This is a genomic window from Nocardia sp. JCM 38205 (assembly GCF_058222935.1).
Map to the genome: position 1 here is coordinate 403,097 of NZ_JBYHFL010000003.1, position 15,665 is coordinate 418,761.

Annotated in this window: 15 protein-coding genes; 11 read left to right on the plus strand and 4 right to left on the minus strand. The window is 68.5% G+C overall.

Annotated features, from left to right (window positions below):
- Positions 1-4 precede the first annotated feature (4 nt).
- From AC4HOU_RS13645 to AC4HOU_RS13675, 7 genes are all read left to right on the plus strand, one after another.
- A complete protein-coding gene (locus tag AC4HOU_RS13645) occupies positions 5-427 on the plus strand; it encodes an HIT family protein (protein WP_163814055.1) in 423 nt (140 codons plus the stop codon).
- A gap of 144 nt (positions 428-571) precedes the next feature.
- On the plus strand, positions 572-1,531 hold the full coding sequence (locus tag AC4HOU_RS13650) for an alpha/beta hydrolase (protein WP_490724572.1): 960 nt from the start codon (positions 572-574) through the stop codon (positions 1,529-1,531).
- Between the two features lie 162 nt (positions 1,532-1,693).
- Positions 1,694-3,880, plus strand: a complete 2,187-nt coding sequence (locus AC4HOU_RS13655; RefSeq protein WP_195020555.1) for a S9 family peptidase — start codon at positions 1,694-1,696, stop codon at positions 3,878-3,880.
- Positions 3,881-4,030: 150 nt separating this feature from the next.
- A complete protein-coding gene (locus AC4HOU_RS13660; protein ID WP_163814029.1) occupies positions 4,031-4,732 on the plus strand; it encodes a DUF2334 domain-containing protein in 702 nt (233 codons plus the stop codon).
- Positions 4,733-4,928: 196 nt separating this feature from the next.
- Positions 4,929-6,347 (plus strand): glutamate/gamma-aminobutyrate antiporter GadC, encoded by a 1,419-nt coding sequence (gene gadC, locus AC4HOU_RS13665; protein ID WP_280212820.1) that lies wholly within the window; start codon positions 4,929-4,931, stop codon positions 6,345-6,347.
- Positions 6,344-6,790, plus strand: coding sequence for a hypothetical protein (locus tag AC4HOU_RS13670; RefSeq protein ID WP_163814031.1), 447 nt, complete (start codon positions 6,344-6,346; stop codon positions 6,788-6,790). Before gadC ends, AC4HOU_RS13670 begins: the two co-directional genes overlap by 4 nt.
- Before the next feature lie 7 nt (positions 6,791-6,797).
- Positions 6,798-8,156: a dipeptidase gene (locus AC4HOU_RS13675; RefSeq protein WP_195020557.1), complete on the plus strand. Its 1,359-nt coding sequence runs from the start codon at positions 6,798-6,800 to the stop codon at positions 8,154-8,156.
- 7 nt (positions 8,157-8,163) lie between these two features.
- Here the strand turns inward: AC4HOU_RS13675 and AC4HOU_RS13680 are convergent, their stop codons facing one another.
- Positions 8,164-8,334 carry a hypothetical protein gene (locus AC4HOU_RS13680; RefSeq protein ID WP_195020558.1) on the minus strand — a complete coding sequence of 57 codons (171 nt, stop codon included), beginning with the start codon at positions 8,332-8,334 and terminating at the stop codon, positions 8,164-8,166.
- A gap of 37 nt (positions 8,335-8,371) precedes the next feature.
- Positions 8,372-9,016, minus strand: a complete 645-nt coding sequence (locus AC4HOU_RS13685; RefSeq protein WP_195006935.1) for an MBL fold metallo-hydrolase — start codon at positions 9,014-9,016, stop codon at positions 8,372-8,374.
- Between the two features lie 173 nt (positions 9,017-9,189).
- Here AC4HOU_RS13685 and purS point away from each other — a divergent pair, with 173 nt between their 5' ends.
- The 3 genes from purS to AC4HOU_RS13700 are packed head-to-tail and all read left to right on the plus strand — an operon-like array spanning position 9,190 to position 11,441.
- Positions 9,190-9,426, plus strand: coding sequence for a phosphoribosylformylglycinamidine synthase subunit PurS (gene purS, locus AC4HOU_RS13690; RefSeq protein WP_036532785.1), 237 nt, complete (start codon positions 9,190-9,192; stop codon positions 9,424-9,426).
- A complete protein-coding gene (purQ, locus tag AC4HOU_RS13695; RefSeq protein WP_163817727.1) occupies positions 9,423-10,100 on the plus strand; it encodes a phosphoribosylformylglycinamidine synthase subunit PurQ in 678 nt (225 codons plus the stop codon). Before purS ends, purQ begins: the two co-directional genes overlap by 4 nt.
- A 42-nt stretch (positions 10,101-10,142) precedes the next feature.
- Positions 10,143-11,441: a M18 family aminopeptidase gene (locus AC4HOU_RS13700; RefSeq protein WP_490724573.1), complete on the plus strand. Its 1,299-nt coding sequence runs from the start codon at positions 10,143-10,145 to the stop codon at positions 11,439-11,441.
- Here AC4HOU_RS13700 and AC4HOU_RS13705 read toward each other — a convergent pair.
- On the minus strand, positions 11,390-12,706 hold the full coding sequence (locus AC4HOU_RS13705; RefSeq protein WP_490724574.1) for a glycosyltransferase 87 family protein: 1,317 nt from the start codon (positions 12,704-12,706) through the stop codon (positions 11,390-11,392). The two genes, AC4HOU_RS13700 and AC4HOU_RS13705, sit on opposite strands and share 52 nt — an antisense overlap.
- Positions 12,707-12,859: 153 nt before the next feature.
- Here AC4HOU_RS13705 and purL point away from each other — a divergent pair, with 153 nt between their 5' ends.
- Positions 12,860-15,181 carry a phosphoribosylformylglycinamidine synthase subunit PurL gene (gene purL / locus AC4HOU_RS13710; protein WP_194989717.1) on the plus strand — a complete coding sequence of 774 codons (2,322 nt, stop codon included), beginning with the start codon at positions 12,860-12,862 and terminating at the stop codon, positions 15,179-15,181.
- A 120-nt stretch (positions 15,182-15,301) separates the two neighbouring features.
- Here the strand turns inward: purL and AC4HOU_RS13715 are convergent, their stop codons facing one another.
- Positions 15,302-15,592: a YiaA/YiaB family inner membrane protein gene (locus AC4HOU_RS13715; RefSeq protein WP_014348876.1), complete on the minus strand. Its 291-nt coding sequence runs from the start codon at positions 15,590-15,592 to the stop codon at positions 15,302-15,304.
- Between the last annotated feature and the right edge of the window lie 73 nt (positions 15,593-15,665).

The following is a 15,665-nucleotide window of genomic DNA, read 5'->3' on the forward strand; positions in this document are numbered from 1 at the left end:
GCGGGTGAATCCCTACACGATCTTCGCCGACATCATCGCGGGCAAGGAGCCCGCCAGCCGCGTCTACGAGGACGATGACGTCATCGCCTTCATGGATATCCGCCCGCTGACGCCGGGACATCTGCTGGTGGTGCCCAAGGTGGTGGCGCGCAGCCTGGAGGAACTCGATCCGGAGATCGGCGGCAAGCTGTTCCAGGTGGGGCAGAAGCTGGCGGCCGCGCTGCGGGCAAGCGAGGTGGCCTGCGAAGGGGTGAACTTCTTCCTGGCCGATGGTGTCGCCGCTGGTCAAGAGGTGTTCCATGTGCATCTGCACGTCATCCCGCGCACCATCGGCGACGGTTTCGGCTTGCAGGCCAGGCCCACCTCTCCGCATCGGGAGGATCTGGACTATCTCGCTGCGTCGATCAGGGGTGTGCTCGGGCGCTGATCCGCGCATCCGCTGTTACGTGCGTGACAGCAGTTACGTACCGGGCAGTTTGCTGTCGAAACGCCGAATCTTCAAATGATCACTCGCAACTCGACCCTGGGTTAGTTTAGAAGCCCATTGTCATGCGCTGATGCAGGAGGGGAAGTGCGTAAAGCAAGAATTGCTGCCGTGGTGCTGGCGTTCGCGGCGGCACTGATCGGCCCGGCGGTGGTGCAGCCCGCGCCGGCGTCGGCGGCCCGACTGGTCCGCGTCGACGAGCTGAGCCCCACCCGATCGGCGATCTTCATCGACTCCGCCGCGATGGGCCGCACCATCCAGGTGCAGGTGTTGCACCCGGCCGGTGGCGGTTCGCGCGGCTCGTACTACCTGCTCGACGGGCTCGACCCCGGCGTCGGCCAGAGTACCTGGACCAATGCCACCGACGCCGAACGCTTCTTCGCCGGCCGCAACGTCAACGTGGTGCTTCCGGTCGGTGGGCAGGCCAGCTACTACACCGACTGGATCACCGACGACCCGCGTTTCGGCCGGTACAAGTGGGAGACCTTCCTGACCCAGGAGCTGCCGCCGATCATCGACGCCCAGTTCAACGGCAACGGCGTCAACGGTATCGGCGGCCTGTCCATGGGCGGTAACGCCGCCTACATCATCGCCGCGCGTCATCCCGGGCTGTATCGCGCCGTCGCCGGGTACAGCGCCTGCCCCGACACCGCCATGGCGCAGGGGGCGGTGATGTTCTCCATCGCCAATCGCGGCGGCAATCCGCTGAACATGTGGGGCCCGCCCGGCAGCCCGGCCTGGGCCGAGCACGATCCCGCGCTGATGCTGGAGCGGCTGCGCGGCAAAACGCTCTACCTGTCCACCGGCACCGGCATCCCCGGGCCGCACGAAGCCGAGATCAAGCCGCAGCTGGCGGAGAACATCTTCCTCGGTGGCCCGGTCGAGCTGGGTGTGAACTTGTGCACGGTCGCGTTCGAACAGAAGTTGCGTGCCGCGCGCATCCCGGCGCGCATCGACTACAGCCCCGTCGGCACACACTCCTGGTCGTACTGGCAGGACACGCTGCACGCCTCGTGGTCGACGATCGGGCCCGCTCTCGGCGCCTGAGCCCCGCATCCGACCGGTCCGCTGCTCATGAGTGGCGGGCCGGTCGTCTGATGTACGGGCGCCGATCCGCGCCGGGCTCGGACCCGCGATCCGGGCCGGGCGCCGAGTCCGCGCCGAATCCGGGCGGGCGGTGCACCGGCGGTCCGGGCTACGGTGGTGCGCATGGCTCTCGACAGTGGTAGCGGATCGACAACCGACCAGGCGGTGGCGGCGCCGATCGCCAAGACGGTACCCACCGAGCGGGTGCATCACGGCGACGTCTTCGTCGACGACTACGAATGGCTGCGGGACAAGGACAACCCCGAGGTCATCGCCTATCTCGAGGCGGAGAACGCCTACACCGAAGCCCAGACGGCGCATCTGCGCCCGCTGCGGGACAAGATCTTCGACGAGATCAAGGCCAGAACGCTGGAGACCGACCTGTCGGTGCCCACCCGCGTCGGCGACTACTGGTACTACTCGCGCAGCTTCGAGGGCAAGCAGTACGGGGTGCACTGCCGCTGTCCGATCGACGCCGCCGCGACGGGCATCGACGCCTGGACCCCGCCGAAGCTCGAGGCCGGCACCGAGATCGAGGGCGAACAGGTGCTGCTGGACAGCAACGCCCTCGCCGAAGGACACGACTTCTTCGCCCTCGGCGCCTTCTCGCTCAGCTACGACGGCAACCTGCTGGCGTTCTCGGTGGACACCCAGGGCGACGAGCGCTACACCCTGCGGATCAAGGATCTGCGCACCGGCGAGCTGCTCGGGGACGAGATTCCGCGCACCGCGCCCGGCGCCACCTGGTCGCTGGACGGCACGCACGTCTTCTATCAGACCGTCGACGAATCCTGGCGCCCCGACACCGTCTGGCGGCACCGCCTCGGCACCGCCACCGACGCCGATGTGAAGGTCTTCCACGAGCCCGACGAGCGCTACTGGGTCAGCGTCGGGGCCACCCGCTCGGAGAAGTACCTGATGATCTGGGTCGGCTCCAAGATCACCACCGAGGGCTGGGTGCTGGAATCGGACGACCCGGAGGGCGAATTCCGGGTGCTGCTGCCGCGTCGTGAGGGCGTGGAGTACTCCGCCGAACATGCGGTGATCGCGGGCCACGACCGGTTCCTGATCCTGCACAACGACGTTATTCCTGAGGGCAAGTCGGGCGCGGGCCGCAAGGCCGAGAACTTCGTCCTCGCCGAGGCCCCGGTGGACGATCCGGCGGAGATGACCGTGCTCATCGACCACCGCGACGATGTGCGCCTGGAAGACGTCGATGCTTTCGCCGGGCACCTCGTGCTCAGCTACCGGCGCGAGGCGCTGAGCCGGGTCGCGGTCTGGCCGCTCGGCCCCGACGGCTACGGCGAACTGCGCGAGCTCGACTTCGGGCTGGAACTGTTCGCCGCCGGTGTCGGCGCCAGCCCGGAGTGGACGCAGCCGACGCTGCGCCTCGGCGTCACCTCGTTCATCACACCGATGCAGGTGTTCGACTACGTGCCCGCCACCGGCGAGCTGCTGCTGCGCAAGGAGCAGCCGGTGCTCGGCGGCTACGACCCGGACGATTATGAGCAGCACCGGGATTGGGCGGTGGCCGAGGACGGCACCCGCATCCCGATCTCGGTGATCAAGCGCAAGGATCTCGACGTCACCGCGCCGAAGCCGCTGCTGCTGTACGGCTACGGCTCCTACGAGGCCAGCATGGATCCGTCGTTCTCGGTCTCCCGGCTGTCGCTGCTGGACCGGGGCATGGTGTTCGCGGTCGCGCATGTGCGCGGCGGCGGCGAGATGGGCCGGCTCTGGTACGAGAACGGCAAGACCCTCACCAAGAAGAACACCTTCACCGACTTCGTGGCCTGCGCCCGTCATCTCATCGACAAGGGCGTTACCGCCGCCGATCGGATGATCGCCGACGGCGGCAGCGCCGGCGGGCTGCTGGTGGGCGCGGTGGCGAATCTGGCGCCGGAGCTGTTCGCGGGCATCCTCGCGAATGTGCCCTTCGTCGACCCGCTGACCTCGATCCTCGATCCGTCGCTGCCGCTCACCGTCATCGAATGGGACGAATGGGGCAACCCGCTGGCCGACAAGGACGTCTACGACTACATGAAGTCCTACTCGCCGTATGAGAACGTCGAGGCCAAGGACTATCCGGCCATCCTGGCGATCACCAGCATCAACGACACCCGCGTGCTGTATGTGGAGCCGGCGAAATGGGTCGCCAAGCTGCGTGCCACGGCGACCGGCGACGCGCCGATCCTGCTCAAGACGGAGATGAGCGCGGGCCACGGCGGCGTCAGCGGGCGGTACGAGAAGTGGAAGGAAGTGGCGTTCGAGTACGCCTGGGTGCTCGACACCGTCGGTTTGGGCGGCTGATCCGGTCAGGCCCGGAGGCGGTAGCGCAGCGTCACCACGCAGGGCTCGGATCAGTCGCGATCGGATACAGCCGAATGACCAGGTAGACAGTTCGTCGGGCGGTCATCCGCACAGCACGCCGAATACATCTGCGGCTGCCACCGTGGGTTCATGAACGCTGAGCTGATCGTGTCGGTTTCCGGTATCCGGGACACCACCCGGGATGCGGCGATCGAGTTCGCCGCGGAAATGGATCGGCGTGACGTGCGGCTGTCGCTGCTGGTGGCGCCACGGTTGAAGGGCAAATACCGCCTGGTGGACGACCCGGCCACGCAGGCCTGGCTGCGTGGCAGGCGCGCCGAGGGTGATGCCATCGTGCTGCACGGGTACGACCAGGCCGCCACCAAACGCAGGCGCGCGGAATTCGCGACCCTGCCCAAACACGAGGCATTGCTGCGGTTGACCGCCGCCGACCGGGTGCTCGAGCAGGTCGGCCTGCGTACCCGGTTGTTCGCCGCGCCGCGCTGGGATGCCTCGGCCGGTGCCATCGCGGCGCTGCCGCAGGTGGGTTTCCGGCTCGCGCTCGGCCTGACGACCATGCTCGACCTGGAACGCGATATCGCGCAGAAGGCCAGGGTGTACGGGATCGGTGAGGGTTTCCGGGCCGAACCGTGGTGGTGCCGGGCGCTGGTGATGGGCGCCGCACGTACCGCGCGTCGCGGCGGTGTGCTGCGCCTGGCCGTTTCGGGTGCGCAGCTGAGCCGTCCCGGGCCACGTCAGGCCATGCTCGACGCCGTCGACCTCGCCCTCTACCACGGTGCGGTCAGCGAGGTATATCGCTGGCAACCGTTCACCGCGGCGCGGGCGGCATGAGACGTCGCCGCCCCGGTTCGGCGATCGAGGGGCGGCGACGTCTTCGCCCCTGGTCACGATTTGGGTGATGGTTGCGCGTTGATAGCCCGAAACCTACCGATAGCCGCACGGTTTCATGCCACAGTGGTCACGGCGGCGAGCCGGCGGCCGCTTCTCGATTGCTGGATCGGACGTACCGAGCAGGCAGGAGGGAGCGGTGACCGCTACCACCACAGGCGCTACCACCACCAAATACATCACCTGGGTGACCCTGGCGCTGATGACCACCAGCTCGGTGGCCAGCCTGCGGTCGGCGCCCACCATGGCCGTCTACGGGCTGGCCTGCGTTTTCCTCTATCTCGTTCCCGCGCTGCTGTTCCTGCTGCCGACCTCGCTGGTGGCGGCCGAACTCGCCTCGGGCTGGCAGGGCGGGGTGTACCGCTGGGTCGGCGACGGGCTGTCCAAGCCGCTGGGCTTCCTCGCGGTGTGGTGCCAGTTCGCGATGACGATCTTCTACTACCCGAGCCTGCTGGCCTATGTGGCAAGCACTTTCGCCTACATCATCCATCCGTCGCTGGCGTCCAACGGTGTGTACGTCGCGATCGTCATCATCACCGTGTACTGGGCCGGGGTCTACATCTCCTCGCAGGGCACCAAAACGGTGGCGGGGCTGTCGAGCATGGGCCTGGTGATCGGGACTCTGATTCCCGGGACCGTGCTCGTGCTGCTGGGATTGGTGTTCCTCGCGCAGGGCAATGCTTCCGCCGCGCCGATGGACGGCGGGCATCTGCTACCCGCATGGGCGGGGCTGGCCAGCCTGGTGCTGATCGTGAACAACTTCCTCAGCTATGCCGGGATGGAAATGAACGCGGTGCACGTGTCCAGCCTGCGCAATCCCGGACGGGAATTCCCGCGGGCGATGTTCCTGGCGTCGGGGCTGGTGCTGCTGATCTTCATCCTGCCCGCCCTGGCGATCAGCTGGGTGGTGCCCGCGGCGAACCTGAGCCTGACCGCCGGCGTGATGCAGGCCTTCGACGGATTCTTCGGGCATTTCGGGATCGACTTCCTGACCCCGATCGTCGGCATCGCGCTGGTGGCCGCGGCGCTCGGCGGGATGCTGACGTGGCTGGCCGGCCCGTCGAAGGGACTGTTGCTCATCGGGCGGTCCGAGGGCTATCTGCCGCCGATCCTCACCAGAACGAATGCTCATGGGGTGCAACAGAACATGCTCGTCGCGCAGGGCGTGTTCACCACCTTGATCGCGCTGCTGTACGCGTTCATCCCTAATGTGTCGAGCGCCTACTGGATTCTGTCGGTCATCACCACGCAGGTGTATCTGATCATGTATGTGCTGATGTTCGCGGCAGCCGTCCGATTGCGGCGCACGCAGCCGGATCATCCGCGCGGGTATCGCGCGCCGGGCCTGGTCGGGCTGTGCGTGCTGGGGGCGGTGTCGTCGGTGGCGGCGTTCGTCATCGGGTTCGTGCCGCCCTCGCAGTTCGGCGGCGGTAACACCTTCGTCTATGTGCTGATCGTCGCCGGCGGGCTCGGGATCGTCGGCCTGCTGATCCCGTACCTGTTCTACCGATTCCGGCGGGAGAGCTGGAAGATCGCGGCGCCGGAGGTGACGGCATGAACGGGCCGGAGACCGGGGACGCGCCCGACCGCAAGCGCCGCATCATCTACATCACCGCGGTGGTGCTGTTGTGCACGTTCGCCCTGTTCGGGCTCGCCCAGTTCGACCGGATTCGCGACGATCACCAGGCCGACGTGCTGGCCGGGCAGCTGCACGACGAACTGGTCGCCGCCGGCCTGCCCGCGCCCGACCCGCAGGTCATCGCGAATTCGCTCGGGCGCGACGGCGGCATCGTCTGCCAGGACCCGTCCTCGCCGCTGATCCGGGCCAGGTACCAGCAGGCCATCAGCACTGGCGCGGGCGGACCCGGGCAGCGGCCGGTGATCGGTTCCGGCGAGGTGGTGCGTGCGGTCGAACTCGCCATCGCCACCTATTGTCCAGAGCATCTCGACGAGTATCGAAAGCACGTGGGGGACATGAAGTTCGACGAAACAACGAAGTGAGAAGGCGATGACTTCCGACCAAGCCCGCGTCACCGAACTGCGTAAACGTGTCGCCGAGCAGATGCCGCAGGCGCGCACCGATCTCGCGCAGCTGGTGGCGTTCAAATCGGTGGCCGATCCGCGGCAGTTCCCGGCCGAGGAATGCGACCGCGCCGCGCACTGGGTGGCCGACGCGTTCGCCGCGGTCGGGCTCACCCGGGTCGGTCTGCACGAAACACCCGACGGCAGCAAGGCGGTGATCGCCTCGCGGCCGGCCCCGCCCGGTGCGCCGACGGTGCTGCTGTACTGCCACTACGACGTGCAGCCGCCGCTCGACGATGCGGCCTGGCGCACTCCGGTGTGGGAGCTCACCGAGAAGGACGGGCGCTGGTACGGGCGCGGTGCCGCCGACTGCAAGGGCAATATCGTCATGCACCTGACGGCGTTGCGGGCCCTGGGCACCGAGCTGCCGGTGGGGGTCACGCTGGTCGCGGAGGGCTCGGAAGAACAGGGGACCGGCGGGCTGGAGCGGTTCGTGGAGGCGAATCCGGAGCTGCTGCGGGCGGATGCGATCCTGGTGTGCGACAGCGGGAATTTCGCGGTCGGAGTGCCGACGTTCACCGAAACGCTGCGCGGCAACGTCAACGTGGTGGTGACGGTGGAAACCCTGGCCGGGCCGGTGCATTCGGGCATGTTCGGCGGGCCGGCGCCGGATGCGCTGGCGGCATTGATCCGCCTGCTGGATTCACTGCGCGACGAACACGGCAACACCACCGTCGACGGTCTGCCCAATGACGAAACCTGGGCCGGCGTGCAGTATCCCGAGGATCAGTTCCGTACCGATGCCGGGGTGCTCTCCGGCGTCGGCCTGCTCGGCGACGGCACGGTGGCCGACATGCTCTGGGCCCGCCCGGCGCTCACGGTGCTCGGTATCGACGCGCCCAAGGTGGTCGGCTCCTCGGCTGCCGTCCAGCCCATCGCCCGCGCCCGCCTCAACCTGCGCATCCCACCGGGCACCGACCCGGATCAGGCCCACCGGGCACTGGTCGCGCATCTCGAAGCGCACACCCCGTGGCAGGCGAAACTCACCGTCGAGCTGGAAGCCACCGGTGCTCCGTTCCGCTCCGGCAGCGGCGGGCCCGCCCGCACCGCCATGGAATCCGCCCTCGCCGCCGCCTACGGCCGCCCCGCCACCACCCAGGGCCAGGGCGGTTCGATCCCGCTGTGCAATGTCTTCGCCGATACCTACCCCGACGCCGAGATCATGCTCCTCGGCGTCGAGGAACCACAGTGCTTGATCCACGCGCCCAACGAAAGCGTCGACCCCACCGAAATCGAACACCTGGCCCTGGCCGAGGCACTGTTCCTATCCACCTACACCCGCTGAGCAGGCACTACCGCGCCGGGTGGATCCGCACGGTCCAGTGCGGGGGTTCCCGCCGCGGCCGCACATCGGTGGCCCGGCAGGCATAGTAGTGGAACCAGCAGCCACCGGCGGTGTCGGGGGAGTCGATCACGCCCCAGCCCTTGTCGTTGTGCCACTGGGTCACCGTGCCGACGCTCATGGGTTCAGGTTCGCACAGCGTGCCTGGGACGATGCGCTCACAGGTCGGCGGAGTCCTCCGGCTGGATGACGCGGAATTCGGTGCCCGCCGGGCCCATTTCGGAGAGTCGGCCGAAGTAGATGCCCTGGGCTTCGGCGGCGATGATGCCGTAGTGGATGGGGATGGCGGTGCGCGGGGCTACGGCGCGCAGGTAGTCGACGGCCTCGCTGATCTTCATCCAGGGGGCGACGGCGGGCAGGGCGAGGACGCCGACGGGGGTGGGCGGGACCCACAGGGAATCGCCGGGGTGCACGAGCTGGGCCGGGTCGTCGGGGGTGCCGAGCTGGAAGACGGTGTTGTCGATGACGGGGATCTCCGGATGGATGACGGCGTGACGTCCGCCGCCGCCGGTGATCCGCAGGCCGTCGAGGTCGATGACATTGCCCGCGTGCACCGCCTCCCAGCGGCCGCCGCGCTGGTCGGCGGTCTGCGGGTCGCTGAACAACCGGGCGTCCGGGTTGGCGTCGATCAGCGCCTCGATCCGGTTCGGGTCGATGTGGTCGGGGTGCTGATGGGTGATCGCAATGGCGTCCAGTCCGGTGAGACCCTCGAAACCGTGAGCGAAGGTGCCCGGATCGAACAGGATCTTTCTGCCGTGCAACTCCACGAGGATGCAGGAATGACCGAAGTGGGCAATGCGCATACGGCTACGTTAGGCGCAGTCGCGCATCCGCTCCAGCATCGCGGCGGGTCGGCAGGCGGACGTCCGCTATGGGCCGCGTCACGGCGCACCACACACCCAACCCGGCACCGCGCCGGTCGCGCCCGCCAACTACGCTGTTCAGGTAACCCCCACCACCACTCGAGGAGCAACGCGTGGCACGAGTCGTCGTCGAGGTGATGCCGAAGGCCGAGATCCTGGATCCGCAGGGTCAGGCCATTGTCGGCGCACTTCCGCGCCTGGGATTCCAGGGAGTCTCGGACGTCCGGCAGGGCAAGCGATTCGAACTCGAGGTCGGCGATGACGTCAGCGACGACGAACTCGCGCAGATCGCGGAATCGCTGCTGGCCAACACCGTCATCGAGGAGTGGAAGGTGGTCCGCGTCTCATGACAGCGCGCATCGGGGTCATCACCTTTCCCGGCACGCTCGATGACGTCGACGCCGCCCGCGCGGTCCGGCTGGCCGGCGCCGAGGCGGTCAGCCTGTGGCATGCCGATGCCGATCTGAAGCAGGTCGACGCCGTCATCGTGCCCGGTGGTTTCTCCTACGGCGATTACCTGCGCGCCGGTGCGATCGCCCGCTTCGCCCCGGTCATGGGTGAAGTGGTGCGCGCGGCCGAGAACGGCATGCCGGTGCTCGGCATCTGCAACGGCTTCCAGGTGCTGTGCGAGGCGGGCCTGCTGCCCGGCGCCCTCACCCGCAACGAGGGCCTGCACTTCATCTGCCGTGACGAATGGTTGCGTGTCGAGGCCGTGGACACGGCCTGGACCTCGCGGTACGAGCCGGGCGCGCAGATCCTGGTGCCGTTGAAGTCCGGTGAGGGCCGCTTCCAGGCCTCCGACGCCGTGCTCGACGAGCTCGAGGGTGAGGGCCGCGTGGTGTTCCGCTACGCCGGCGACAACCCGAACGGTTCGCAGCGCGGGATAGCGGGCATCACCTCGGCCAATCGCCGCGTCGTCGGACTGATGCCGCACCCGGAGCACGCCACCGAGCCGCTCACCGGCCCGAGTGACGACGGCCTCGGCCTGTTCCTCTCCGTGCTGGACACACTCGTCTCGGCCTGATCTCGACGGCCGGGTCGCCCTCGGCACGCCTAGGATCGCGGTATGCCGGTTTCCTCCACCGCGGCCTCGGCCGCCGGGCTGTGTGCCTTCATCGATGAGTCGCCGTCACCGTTCCACGTGTGCCATACGGTCGCACAGGATCTCGACGAGCACGGGTTCACCCGGCTCGATGAGGCCTCGGCCTGGTCGGCGGGCGGGCGCGGCAGGCATTACGTGGTGCGCGGCGGATCGCTGGTGGCGTGGGCCGATCACGACCCCGCGGCGGGGGCGCCGTTCCGGGTGGTCGGCGCGCATACCGACAGCCCCAATCTGCGGGTCAAGCAGCATCCGGACCTGAGCTCGGCGGGCTGGCAGCTGGTCGGCCTCGAGCCGTACGGTGGCGCCTGGCTGAATTCCTGGCTCGATCGTGAGCTCGGCCTGTCCGGGCGGTTGAGTGTGCGCGAGGGCGATACCGTCGGCCAGCGGCTGGTTCGCATCAACGAGCCGATCCTGCGGGTGCCGCAGCTGGCGATCCACCTGTCCGAGGACAGGCGCGGGGTGACGCTGGATCCGCAGCGGCATGTGAACGCCATCTGGGGTGTCGGCTCCGAACCGCGCTCGTTCATCGCCTACGTCGCCGAGCATGCCGGTATCGCGCCGGACGCCGTGCTCGGCTGGGAACTGATGACCCACGACCTCGACCCGAGCCGGCTGGTCGGCCGCGACCGCGATCTGGTGAGCGCGCCGCGCCTGGACAACCAGGGCACCTGCTACGCGGGCCTGCGCGCCTTCCTCGCCGCCATCGATACCCCGGGCGCGGCGGTGCCGGTGCTCGCCATGTTCGATCACGAAGAGGTGGGCAGCCAGTCCGACCGCGGCGCCCAATCGGATCTGCTGGCGACGGTGCTGGAACGCATCGTGCTCACCCGCGGCGGTGGCCGGGCCGAATACCTGGCGGCGCTGGCCGGTTCGATCTGCGCCTCCGGCGATATGGCCCACGCGACCCATCCGAACTATCCGGACCGGCACGAGCCCGCGCACCGCATCGAGATCAACGGCGGCCCGGTGCTCAAGGTGAACCAGAACCTGCGCTACGCCACCGATGCCACCGGCGCGGGGGCGTTCGCGCTGGCCTGCGACCAGGCCGAGGTGCCGCTGCAACGCTATGTGCATCGCGCCGATCTGCCGTGCGGTTCGACCATCGGCCCGATGACGGCCGCGCGCACCGGCATGCCCACCGTGGACGTCGGGGCGCCCCAGCTCGCCATGCATTCGGCGCGCGAACTGATGGGCGCCGACGATGTGGGCGCCTACGCCGCGGCGCTCGCCGCCTTCTTCACCCCGGAGACCGCAGGACGGTAGGTCAGCACGGCGATCACGAACACCGCGAAGGTGGTGATCACGTAACCGCTGCCGATGATCTGCTGCCACCAGGCCCAGTCGAGTTCTCGGTCGGCCTCATGCGGGAGCAGCCAGTGCGGCCCGATCAGGAACATCACCGTCATCGCGGTGACGGCGCCGATCAGCAGCGGGTTGCGCCTGCCGCGGGCGATGGCGTCGGCGGTCACCAGCAGCGCGGGCGCGACCCACACCCAGTGGTGCGACCACGACACCGGCGAGACCAGCAGGATGGCGGCCGCGTTCACCATGAGCGCGGCCACCGAGGCGCCGGCCTCGATGAGCCTGCGCATCCACAGCGCCGCCAGGCCGATCGCGATCAGCGACAACGAGATCCAGATCAGCGTCGCCAGGGAATCGGAGACGCCGAGCCGGAAGGCCAGTCCCTTCAGCGATTGGTTGCCCGCGTAATAGGGCGGGCCGATCCGTCCGGTGTCGGCGAGGGTGTGGAACCAGTACTCCACCGAATCGCTGGGGAAGATCAGGAACCCGAGCCCGACCGCGCCGACAGCGGAGGCGATCAGCGTGCCCGCCGCCTTCCAGTCCTTGCGCAACAGGAAATACAGCAGGTACCCGGCGGGGATCAATTTCACCGAGACGGCGATGCCGATGAGCATGCCGCGCGGCCAGAAGGGTTTGCGCACCAGGCAGTCCAGCGCGACCGCGGCCATCAGCACCAGATTGATCTGGCCGAAGGAGTAGGTCTGGCGCACCGGCTCGAAGAAACCGGCCACCGCGACCGCCGAGATGACCGCCGCCAGCACCGTCATTCGATCCAGTTCCGGGCGGATCCGCGACAGCACCAGCCACAGCGTGATGCCGAGGCTCAGCACGGATGTGGCCAACACCACGATCTCGGCCAGCCCGAGCGGCATCAGCGCGAGCGGTGCGAACAGCAGCGCTGCCAGCGGGGGATAGGTGAACGGCAGACCGATGCCGAACACCTCGGGCATCGGGCCGTAGAGCTCGCCGCCGTCGAGCCAGACCCGGGCGCCGTTGCGATAGACCTGGAGGTCGATATAGCCGTCCCACCAGTGCACCAGCGGGGCGATGACCGCGTAGATCACGAACAGCGCGATCGCGCCGGTCAGCCAGCGCATCTGGCGCGGCGACAGCCCGCGCGCGGGCTCCTTGCCGAGCCCGGTGTCGTCGCTGTTCGACCCGGGGCGCGCGTCGGCTGTGGGGACGGGCTGCTCGGCCGGTTCCGCGACCCCCGATCGATCGTTCACCGGGACAGATTAGCCGGTCCCGCGATGGCCGAGGTCCGGCCGGGTTTGCCCCGGCAGTGGTCGCGTTTGCCCCGGCAGTAGACTCGCAGGAGTATCTCGCGGCAATTCAGCAACTCGGCGCGTCGCAGCGGCGGTCGTCTGGATTGTCTCCGCATGCCTGGCCGAAAGGACCCTGGTAATCCCGTGACTCCGCAGGTCGACACGGTCGCAACCGCCGCAGCCACTCCGGACACTCCGCAGCCGTATCTCGAGCTCGGGCTCAAGGATGACGAATACGCCCGGATCAAGGAGATTCTCGGTCGCCGCCCCACCGACGCCGAGCTGGCGATGTACTCGGTGATGTGGAGCGAGCACTGCTCCTACAAGTCGTCGAAGGTGCATCTGCGCTACTTCGGCGAGACCACCACCGAGGAAATGCGCTCGTCCATGCTCGCGGGCATCGGCGAGAACGCGGGCGTGGTGGACGTGGGCGACGGCTGGGCGGTCACCTTCAAGGTGGAAAGCCACAATCACCCCTCCTACGTCGAGCCGTACCAGGGCGCCGCGACCGGCGTCGGCGGCATCGTGCGCGACATCATGGCGATGGGCGCGCGCCCGATCGCGGTGATGGATCAGCTGCGCTTCGGTGCGGCGGACGCCGCCGATACCCGTCGCGTGGTCGACGGTGTGGTGCGCGGCATCGGTGGCTACGGCAATTCGCTCGGCCTGCCGAACATCGGCGGCGAGACCGTCTTCGATGCCTCCTACCAGGGCAATCCGCTGGTGAACGCGCTGTGCGCGGGCGCGATGCGGGTCGAGGATCTGCATCTGGCCTTCGCCTCGGGCACCGGCAACAAGATCATCCTGTTCGGCGCGCGCACCGGCCTCGACGGCATCGGCGGCGTTTCGGTGCTGGCCTCGGACACCTTCTCCGGCGACGAATCCGGCGCCGGCCGCAAGAAGCTGCCGAGCGTGCAGGTCGGCGACCCGTTCACCGAGAAGGTGCTCATCGAGTGCTGTCTCGAGCTGTACGCGGCCAAGCTGGTCGTCGGCATCCAGGATCTCGGCGGCGCCGGACTGTCCTGTGCCACCTCCGAGCTGGCGGCGGCCGGTGACGGCGGCATGCACATCGAGCTCGACAAGGTGCCGCTGCGCGCGGCCGATATGACGCCGGCCGAGGTGCTGTCCAGCGAATCCCAGGAGCGCATGTGCGCGGTGGTGACGCCGGAGAATGTCGACGCGTTCATGGCCGTCTGCCGCAAGTGGGATGTGCTGGCCACCGTGATCGGCGAGGTCACCGATGGTGAGCGGCTGGTCGTCACCTGGCACGGCGAGACCGTGGTGGATGTGCCGCCGCGCACCGTCGCGCACGAGGGCCCGGTCTACGAGCGTCCGGTGCGGCGTCCGGAGTACCAGGACGCCCTGATCGCCGACACCCCCGACACCCTGACCCGGCCCAAGACGGCCGACGAGCTGCGCGCGACGCTGCTGCAGATGGTGTCCAGCCCGCAGCTGTGCAGCCGCAAGTGGATCACCGAGCAGTACGACCGCTACGTGCGCGGCAACACCGTGCTCGCCGAACACGCCGACGCGGGCGTCATCCGCATCGACGAGGAGACCGGCCGCGGCATCGCCCTGGCCACCGACGCCTCCGGCCGCTACACCAAGCTCGACCCCTACGCCGGCGCCCAGCTCGCGCTGGCCGAGGCCTACCGCAACGTCGCCACCACCGGCGCCACCCCGAAGGCCGTCACCAACTGCCTCAACTTCGGCTCGCCGGAGGATCCGGGCGTGATGTGGCAGTTCCAGCAGGCGGTGCGCGGACTGGCCGACGGCTGTGCCGAACTGGGCATTCCCGTCACCGGCGGCAATGTCAGCTTCTACAACCAGACCGGCCAGGACGCGATCCTGCCGACGCCGGTGGTCGGGGTCCTCGGCGTCATCGACGATGTGCACCGCCGCATCCCGACCGGCCTCGGCCTCGAGCCGGGCGAGACGCTGATCCTGCTCGGCGACACCCGCGACGAGTTCGGCGGTTCGATCTGGTCGCAGGTCGCCCACGATCATCTCGGTGGCGTCCCGCCGAAGGTCGACTTCGCCCGCGAACGGCTGCTCTCGGAGGTGCTGACCGCCGGTTCTCGCGACGGCATGATCAGTGCCGCTCACGACCTTTCCGAGGGCGGTCTCGCCCAAGCGGTGGTCGAGGCAGCGCTGGCCGGCGAGACCGGTTGCCGCATCCTGCTTCCCGAGGACGCCGATCCGTTCGTCACGCTGTTCTCCGAATCGGCGGGTCGTGTGCTGGTCGCCGTGCCGCGCTCGGAGGAAACCCGGTTCACCCGCATGTGCACCGCGCGCGAACTGCCGTGGGTGCGCATCGGTGTGGTCGACCAGGGCTCCGACTCGATCGAGGTGCAGGGACAGTTCACGGTGCCGCTGGCCGAACTGCGCGAGGCGCATGAGGGCACGCTGCCCAAGCTGTTCGGCTCCGCCGTCTGACAGTCGATTCCGCCGGGCGAACCGAGTCCCGCTGGGACCGAACACCACAACGCTCACCCCGTCCGGACCCGGACCCCTCGTGAACACCGGGTCCGGGCGGGGTGATTCGCGCTGAGGTGCTCAGGCGACGGACTTGAACGGATCGTGCTCGGCGATCAGCTTCTCCATCCGCGCCTCGTCGATCCGGCCACGCAGGGAATCGGCTTCGTGCTTGTCCCTGACCACCTTCGCCAAGGTGAAGGTGCTGGTCACCAGGAACAGCACTGTCATGCCGAGGAATCCGCGCTGCCACGGATCCAGCGGTAGATAGAAGATTCCGACGCCCGCCCCGAACAAGCTGACGCCGAACGCGATCGCGGCCTGGGCGATATATGCCGAGGTGGTTTTCGGCGCTGCGTTTGGTGTGCTCATGGTTATCGAGTGTGCGAGGTTCGCGGCCGCGGCGACCGGGTACAACTACTCGAGTGCGATGGGTAGTTGCCGC